Origin of the sequence: Phenylobacterium sp., from assembly GCF_030697305.1 — a bacterium.
Classification (GTDB): Bacteria; Pseudomonadota; Alphaproteobacteria; order Caulobacterales; family Caulobacteraceae; genus Phenylobacterium.
The window spans coordinates 1-6,528 of the sequence record NZ_JAUYQL010000058.1; the positions used below are offsets into that span (position 1 = coordinate 1).

The 6,528-nt window shown below is 69.2% G+C and carries 6 protein-coding genes and 1 pseudogene; 3 read left to right on the plus strand and 4 right to left on the minus strand.

Annotation, left to right across the window (positions count from 1 at the left end):
* Positions 1-220: pseudogene (locus Q8R27_RS06480) on the plus strand (radical SAM protein); the annotation flags it as partial.
* Between the two features lie 3 nt (positions 221-223).
* Here Q8R27_RS06480 and Q8R27_RS06485 read toward each other — a convergent pair.
* Positions 224-1,459 (minus strand): class I SAM-dependent RNA methyltransferase, encoded by a 1,236-nt coding sequence (locus Q8R27_RS06485; RefSeq protein ID WP_305698248.1) that lies wholly within the window; start codon positions 1,457-1,459, stop codon positions 224-226.
* Positions 1,460-1,679: 220 nt separating this feature from the next.
* On the opposite strand from Q8R27_RS06485, the gene Q8R27_RS06490 reads away from it, so the two are divergent.
* Together Q8R27_RS06490 and Q8R27_RS06495 are read left to right on the plus strand one after the other, a co-directional pair.
* A complete protein-coding gene (locus tag Q8R27_RS06490) occupies positions 1,680-2,096 on the plus strand; it encodes a glycine zipper 2TM domain-containing protein (RefSeq protein WP_305698243.1) in 417 nt (138 codons plus the stop codon).
* Between the two features lie 46 nt (positions 2,097-2,142).
* On the plus strand, positions 2,143-2,787 hold the full coding sequence (locus tag Q8R27_RS06495) for a glycine zipper 2TM domain-containing protein (protein ID WP_305698244.1): 645 nt from the start codon (positions 2,143-2,145) through the stop codon (positions 2,785-2,787).
* A 49-nt stretch (positions 2,788-2,836) separates the two neighbouring features.
* Here the strand turns inward: Q8R27_RS06495 and Q8R27_RS06500 are convergent, their stop codons facing one another.
* The 3 genes from Q8R27_RS06500 to Q8R27_RS06510 form a co-directional block, all read right to left on the minus strand.
* Positions 2,837-3,592 (minus strand): TlyA family RNA methyltransferase, encoded by a 756-nt coding sequence (locus Q8R27_RS06500; RefSeq protein ID WP_305698245.1) that lies wholly within the window; start codon positions 3,590-3,592, stop codon positions 2,837-2,839.
* Between the two features lie 2 nt (positions 3,593-3,594).
* Positions 3,595-5,355 carry a class I adenylate-forming enzyme family protein gene (locus tag Q8R27_RS06505; RefSeq protein ID WP_305698246.1) on the minus strand — a complete coding sequence of 587 codons (1,761 nt, stop codon included), beginning with the start codon at positions 5,353-5,355 and terminating at the stop codon, positions 3,595-3,597.
* 82 nt (positions 5,356-5,437) lie between these two features.
* A partial coding sequence (locus Q8R27_RS06510; protein WP_305698247.1) for a class I tRNA ligase family protein occupies positions 5,438-6,528 on the minus strand: 1,091 nt, incomplete at its 5' end.

Genomic DNA, 6,528 nt, shown 5'->3' on the forward strand with positions numbered 1-6,528 from the left:
ACGGGTGATGTCGTTGGTGCGCCAAATGCGCGGCGGGCGCGACTACGACGCCCAGTTCGGCAAGCGGATGCGCGGTGAAGGCCCGATCGCCGACCTGCTGGCCCAGCGGTTCAAGGCGGCCAAGCGGCGCTACGGCCTCGATCGCGAGTTGCCGCCGCTGGACGTGACCACCTTCAGGGCGCCGCCCCAGGCCGGCGACCAGGGCGACCTGTTCGGGTGAGGCTCAGCGGGTGAACGAAGCGGCGAGCTCGATGTGCGGCGACCACAGGAATTGATCCACTGGCAGTAGGCGCTCCAGCGTGAAGCCGGCGTCGATGAGGATGCGGGCGTCACGCACGAAGGTGGCAGGGTTGCAGGACACCGCCACCACACGGGCGAGCTTGGAGCGGGCGAGTTCGGCCGCCTGTTCGGCGGCGCCGGCGCGGGGCGGATCGAACACCACGGCGTCGATCTTCTTTAGTTCCTCGGCCAGGACTGGACGGCGGACGAGGTCCCGGGTCTCCGCCGTGATGCCCTTGAGGCCTGGCGCGGAGGCGATGGCGGCGGAGAGCGCACGCACCGCGGGCGCAGACGAATCCACCGCCAGCACGGGCGCGACCTGCGCCAGGCGGAAACTGAACGCGCCGACGCCGCAATAGAGGTCGGCGATCCGCGAGGCGCCCTGAACGGCGTCCAGGGCGAAAGCGGCAAGCGCGGCTTCGGCTTCGGAGACCGCCTGCAGGAAGGCGCCCGCCGGCAAGGCCACGGTGGCCGGGCCCACGCGCACGGTGGGCTGGCGCGACATGTAGGCCGCCTCGCCGTCCAGGGTTACGCGGGCGAAATCGGCCGCCGCCGCCTGGTCGGCCAGCCGCATGCGCGCGTCGGCCGACAGCCCGCCGCCGCTACGCCGCTCGACGCCGCTGATGTCGACGTCGAGACCGGCGTCGCTCCAGGTCAGGTGCAGGCTGGGCGCGGATTTGGCGTGCTGGAACAGCGGCGCCGCTAACCGGCGAAGCGCCGGGATCGCCGCAACCAGCCGCGGATCGGCGATGGTGCAGACCTCGATGTCCACCAGGCTCCAGCTCTTGCGCGCTTTGTAGCCCAGGCGCGCCTCGCCGCGACGACCCTGCCGCGCATGCAGCGTGATCCGTCGGCGCGATCCGGGCGGCGCGGCGAAAGGCTTGAGGAACTCGGTCTCGATCCGCTCGCGCGCCAGGGTGGCGACCAGCCGGTCGACCTTCCAGGCCAGATAGGCCGAATGCTCCCAGTGCTGCAGGGCGCAGCCGCCGCAGGCGCCGAAGTGAGGACAAGGCGGCTCGACGCGCTGGATGCTGGGCTCCAGCACCTCGACCAGTTCGCGCCGTTCGCCGGTCCCGGCGACGCGTACGCGCTCACCCGCCAGGGTGAAGGGCGCATAGATCGGGCCCTCGGCGATGCCGTCACCCTCCCCGCCTACCGCCTGGATGCGGATGTCGGTCAGAGTCTGGCTTGCGCCGCGCTCGATGGATGGATCGGCCGCGAGCGGCCCGGAACCACGCATGGTCAAGCCCATTTAGCTTTGGAAACAACGGCCGAGGAAAGCTCGGCCGTTTCATGAACGAAGATGAACGACCCGCTCAAACTCCGTTCACCTTGGTTCGGTCATCTTGCCATTCGATAAGCGGCGATGGGCGCCGCCCGTTCGAGCGAAGGAGAAGCCCGTGAAGCGTATACTCGTTTTTAGCGCCGTCGCGGCCATCAGCGCGTCGACTCTCGCCGCGCCTGATTTCGCCGCCGCTCAATCGCAGCGCAATTATGGGTCCAGCGACCCGTGCCGCGATCAGCAACGCCGTCAGGCCAACACCGGCACCCTTACGGGCGGCGTCCTAGGCGCGCTCGTTGGCGGCAGCGTCGCCGGCAACGGCGCGAAGACCGAAGGCGCCATCCTTGGCGGTGCGGTCGGCGCGGTGGCCGGTCACCAGATCGCCAAGAACAACTTCAAGTGCGGCAATTACCCGAGCCGGGTCTCGCAACGCCGCAACTGCCGCTGGGTGCAGGAGTATTACGGCGGCCGCAACCACAGCTTCGAAGTCTGTCGTCAGCGCGATGGCGTCTGGCGGCCGAGCGGGCGCGGCTAAGCCGCGCACGTCGTCTACTTTTCACAGCCCCAGGGGGGAGAAACCGATGATCCAGAATTCCAGCATTGCTAAGGGCGCGTTGGCCGCTGCGGCGGCCGTCGTGGCCCTGGCCGGCGTCGTGGCGGCGCCCAGCGCCGCCTCGGCTCAGCCGTATGGCGCCAGCTATTACGATCCGTGCAGGCGCGACGAGACCAACCGTGGCACGACCGGAGCTTTGCTGGGCGGCGCACTGGGCGCGGTGATCGGCTCCAACGCCGCGGCCCGCAACGCCCGCACTGAAGGCGCGCTGCTGGGCGGCGCACTGGGCGCAGTCGCCGGCGGCGTTGTCGGCAACAACTCAGCCGCCTGCCGCAATGGCGGTTACCAGCCGCGCAGCAGCTATAACAACGGCTACTACAACGGCAACACCAGCTATTATAACAACTACAACAACGGCTCTCCCTACTACACCGACAGCCGATATCCGGATCGCCGTTACGACAACGACAACCGTTACGGCTACAGCGCGCGCTACGACAACACCTACGCCTACGATCGCTACGGCGACCGCTTCGCCGTCAGCGACCGCCCGGTCGGCAGCGACGGCTGCACCCTGGCGGAAAGCCCGATCTACCTTCCCGACGGCCAGGTCGAGAAGCGCTTCGTACGCGTCTGCCAGGATCGCAGCGGCCGCTATCAGGTCGTCGACTAGAGCCTATTGAGACTTCCCAAGTCTGAGACGAACCTCCCCGTTCGTCGCCTCAGCCGCCCGCGTTCGCGCGGGCGGCTTCTTTTTGCGCCCAGAGCAGATACTCCCGCGCTCCGTCTCCGCCAGCGATCGGGCTGTCCGCCACGGCGGCCACGCGCCATCCGCTTGAGGTCAGAAACATTGCTGCGTCGTCGAGCGTGCGCCGCCGCACGGCCTCGTCCTTGACTATGCCGCCCCTGCCGACATGCTCCGGTCCGGCCTCGAACTGCGGCTTGACCAGGGCGATGAGGTGGGCGCCCGCCTGCGCCAACCGCAGCGCCTGCGGCAGAGCCTTTGCGAGGCCGATGAAGCTCACGTCGCAGACCACCAGGCTTACAGACTCAGGAACCAGCCGGGCGTCGATGGCGCGGGCGTCCGTCGCCTGCAGGTCGATGACCCTGGGGTCGGCGGCGAGCTTCGGATGAAGTTGCCCGCGGCCCACGTCGACCGCGTAGACCCGCGCCGCGCCGCGCGCGAGGCACACCTCGGTGAACCCGCCGGTCGAAGCCCCGACGTCCAGCACGATCCGCTCCTCGACAGCGATCGGCCAAAGGTCGAGGGCGTGGACCAGCTTCAGAGCCCCGCGCCCGACCCAGGGATGGGCCGGCGCAGCCTCGAGATGCACGTCATCGGCGACGACCTCTGATGGCCGCGTGGCGATGCGGCCGTCTATGCTGACCTGGCCGGCCTCGATGGCGGCCCTCGCCTTGGCGCGGCTTTCCGCTAGGCCGCGCGCCACGAGGGCCAGGTCGAGGCGCTGGCGGCTCACGCCTAGTTCGCCGCCGGCTCCGCTGCGAACCAACCTTTCAGCTCGCTCTTGAGGATCTTGCCGTTGGCGTTGCGCGGCAGGGTCTCCGTGGCGATCAGGACCCGCACCGGGACCTTGAACGCCGCTAGCCGTTCGGCCACGTGAGCCCGCAATTCCTTCTCGCTGGCCTGCGCGCCCGGACGCAACGCGACGACAGCGGCCGGTTCCTCGCCGAGCGTGCGGTGCGCCAGGCCCACCAGGGCGGCGTCCATCACCGCCGGATGGTCGTAGAGGGCGTTCTCCACCTCGATGCAGTAGATGTTCTCGCCGCCCCGGATCAGCATGTCCTTGGCCCGGTCGATGATGTAGCAGAAGCCGTCCTCGTCCAGGCGCGCCAGGTCGCCCGTGCGCACCCACCCGTCGACGAATCCGCTGGCGGTGGCTTCTGGCCGGTTCCAGTAACCGCTGACCACCATCGGCCCGAACGCCAGCAGTTCTCCCACCTCCCCCACCGCCAGCTCGCGCGACGGATCGGCCGGATCGACGATCTTCAGGTCGGCGACGGCGGCGGGCGGGCCGCAGGAGTCGGGCCGGTTCAGATAGTCCTCGGCGGAGTTGCTGGTGACCGTGCCGCTGGTCTCGGTCATGCCCCAGCCGATGCCGGGCTGGGACCCCGGAAAGGTCTCGCGGATCTTGCGCACCAGCTCGGGCGCGGCCGGCGCGCCGCCGTAGATCACCGCCTCCAGCGACGACAGGTCGTAGTCGGCGCGCGCCGGGTGTTCGATGAGCTGCCAGGCGATGGTCGGCACGCCGCCGGCCGTCTGGATCCTTTCGCGGGCGATCAGTTCGAAGGCGCGGACCGGGTCCCAACGCCGCATCATCACCAGCTTGCCGCCCGCCGCCAGGGTCGGGTTGAGGAACGCCACGCATCCCGTCACATGGAAGAACGGCACCGACATCAGCATCGATCGCTGCGGCGTGTCGGCGGTCGTCGCCGGCGGGCTCTCGCCACGACGCAGAAAGACACGCGCGCTGGCGCAGGCCGAGGTCAGGATGTTGGTGTTGACGCCGCGATGCGTGCCCAGCGCGCCTTTAGGCGCGCCCGTCGTGCCAGAGGTGTAGAGCAGCGTCGCCGGATCATCGGGATGGATCGGAGTCTCAGGCAGCGAAATGTCATCGAGGCCCGACCAATCCTGCGGGGCGCCGATCACGCTCTCCAGACGCACGACATGGGGATCGGGGATCGCCGCCTCCCCGCCGCGGGCGATGTAGATCCGCTCCAGCTCCGGGCAAGCGCCAAGCTGCTCGGCGACGCGCGCCGCGCGCTCGGCGTCAAAGATCGCGACCTTCGCGCCGGAATTCGTCAGTGCGTACTGAAGTTCCTGGGCGGTCCACCAGGCGTTCAGCGGGGTGGCGATCGCGCCCAGCGAGACGATGGCATAGAAGGCCACCGGCCATTCCGGCAGGTTGCGCATGACGATCGCGACGCGGTCGCCCTTGACCACGCCGTGGGCGGACAGGTCTTGGGCGAACGCCGCCACCGCACGATGGAAGGCCTCGAAGCTGACCCGCTCGTCCTCGTGGACCAGGAAGATCCGCTCGCCATTCGCCCGGCTCATCGCCACCACGGCGCGCAGGCTGGGCGGCGTGTTCTTCCAGGTGCGCGTCGGCCGCCCGGCGATGTTGACCGTCTCGATCTCGAGCGGCTGGCCCGGCGCGGTCAGCAAGGCGTGGGCCTGGGCGATCGACATGGCCGGCCAGGCGGCGGCTTGCGCCTCAGACATCGTGTTCCTCCGGAACGGCGGTCAGCGCCGCCTCAAAACGAGCCAAACACGAGCCGGCGCGCAAAGCCAACGCCGCATGCGCTCAGGCGGCCGGAGCCAGGCGGGCGAGCGCCGCTTCCAGCTTCGCTTTGGTGTCCTCGGCTTCGGCCAGGCGTTCGCGGTTCTCTTCCACCACCTCTTCCGGTGCGCGGGCGACGAAGTCGGGGTTGGAAAGCTTGCCGGCCGTGCGCTGGATGTCGGAGGCGAGCGCGGCCACCTCCTTGCCCAGGCGCACACGCTCCGCGTCGACGTCGATCACGCCTGCCAGCGGCAGCGCCAGCGTCGCGCCTTCGACGACGTATGGAATCGAACCCAGCGGCGCCTGGGCCTCGAACCTGACCTCGCCGATACGCAAGGTCTGGGCGATCACCACGGCGTTGGCCGACAGAATGCCGCGCTGGCGCTCGTCTGCGTCGATGACCAGCAGGTCCGGACGCGCGGCCAGCGGCACGTTGAGCGCAGCCCTGACGGAGCGACCCTCCTCCACGGTGGCGCGGACCAGACCGATCTCGGCGTCGGCCTCGGCGTCGACCAAGGAGAGCGGCAGGTCAGGCCAGGCGGCGCTGATCAGCAGGCCCTGGTAGGTGCGCGTGGCGCCAAGGTCCGAGGTCTGGGCCCAGAGTTCCTCGGTCAGGAACGGCGAGACGGGGTGGAGCAGCTTGAGGATCACGTCCAACACCCAAGCCGCGCAGGCCCGGGTCTCGTCGCGAGCGGCCTCGTCGGCGCCGTTGAGGATCGGCTTGGCTAGCTCCACGTACCAGTCGCAGAAGGTGTTCCAGACGAAGCGGTAGAGCACGCCGGCGGCCTCGTCATAGGCGCAGGCCTCCAGCGCCGCGGTCACGGCTGCGGCGGCCCGCGCCGTCTCGCCGGCGATCCAGCGGTTCAACGTCGACTTCAGGTTCGCCGGGTCGAAACCCTCGGCGCGGGCGCAGCCGTTCATTTGGCAGAAGCGCGTGGCGTTCCACAGCTTGGTGCCGAAATTCCGATATCCTTCAATGCGCTGACGAGACAGCTTGATGTCGCGCGCCTGGCCGGACATGGCCGTCAAGGTGAACCTCAAGGCGTCCGCGCCGTAGTCGTCGACCAGCTCCAGCGGGTCCATGACATTGCCCTTGGACTTGGACATCTTCTTGC

What these genes read in the sequence shown, in the direction of transcription:
- Q8R27_RS06505 (WP_305698246.1), bottom strand. Translation starts at nt 5,355, where the DNA reads ATGTCTGAGGCGCAAGCCGCCGCCTGGCCGGCCATGTCGATCGCCCAG.
- Q8R27_RS06495 (WP_305698244.1), top strand. Translation starts at nt 2,143, where the DNA reads ATGATCCAGAATTCCAGCATTGCTAAGGGCGCGTTGGCCGCTGCGGCG.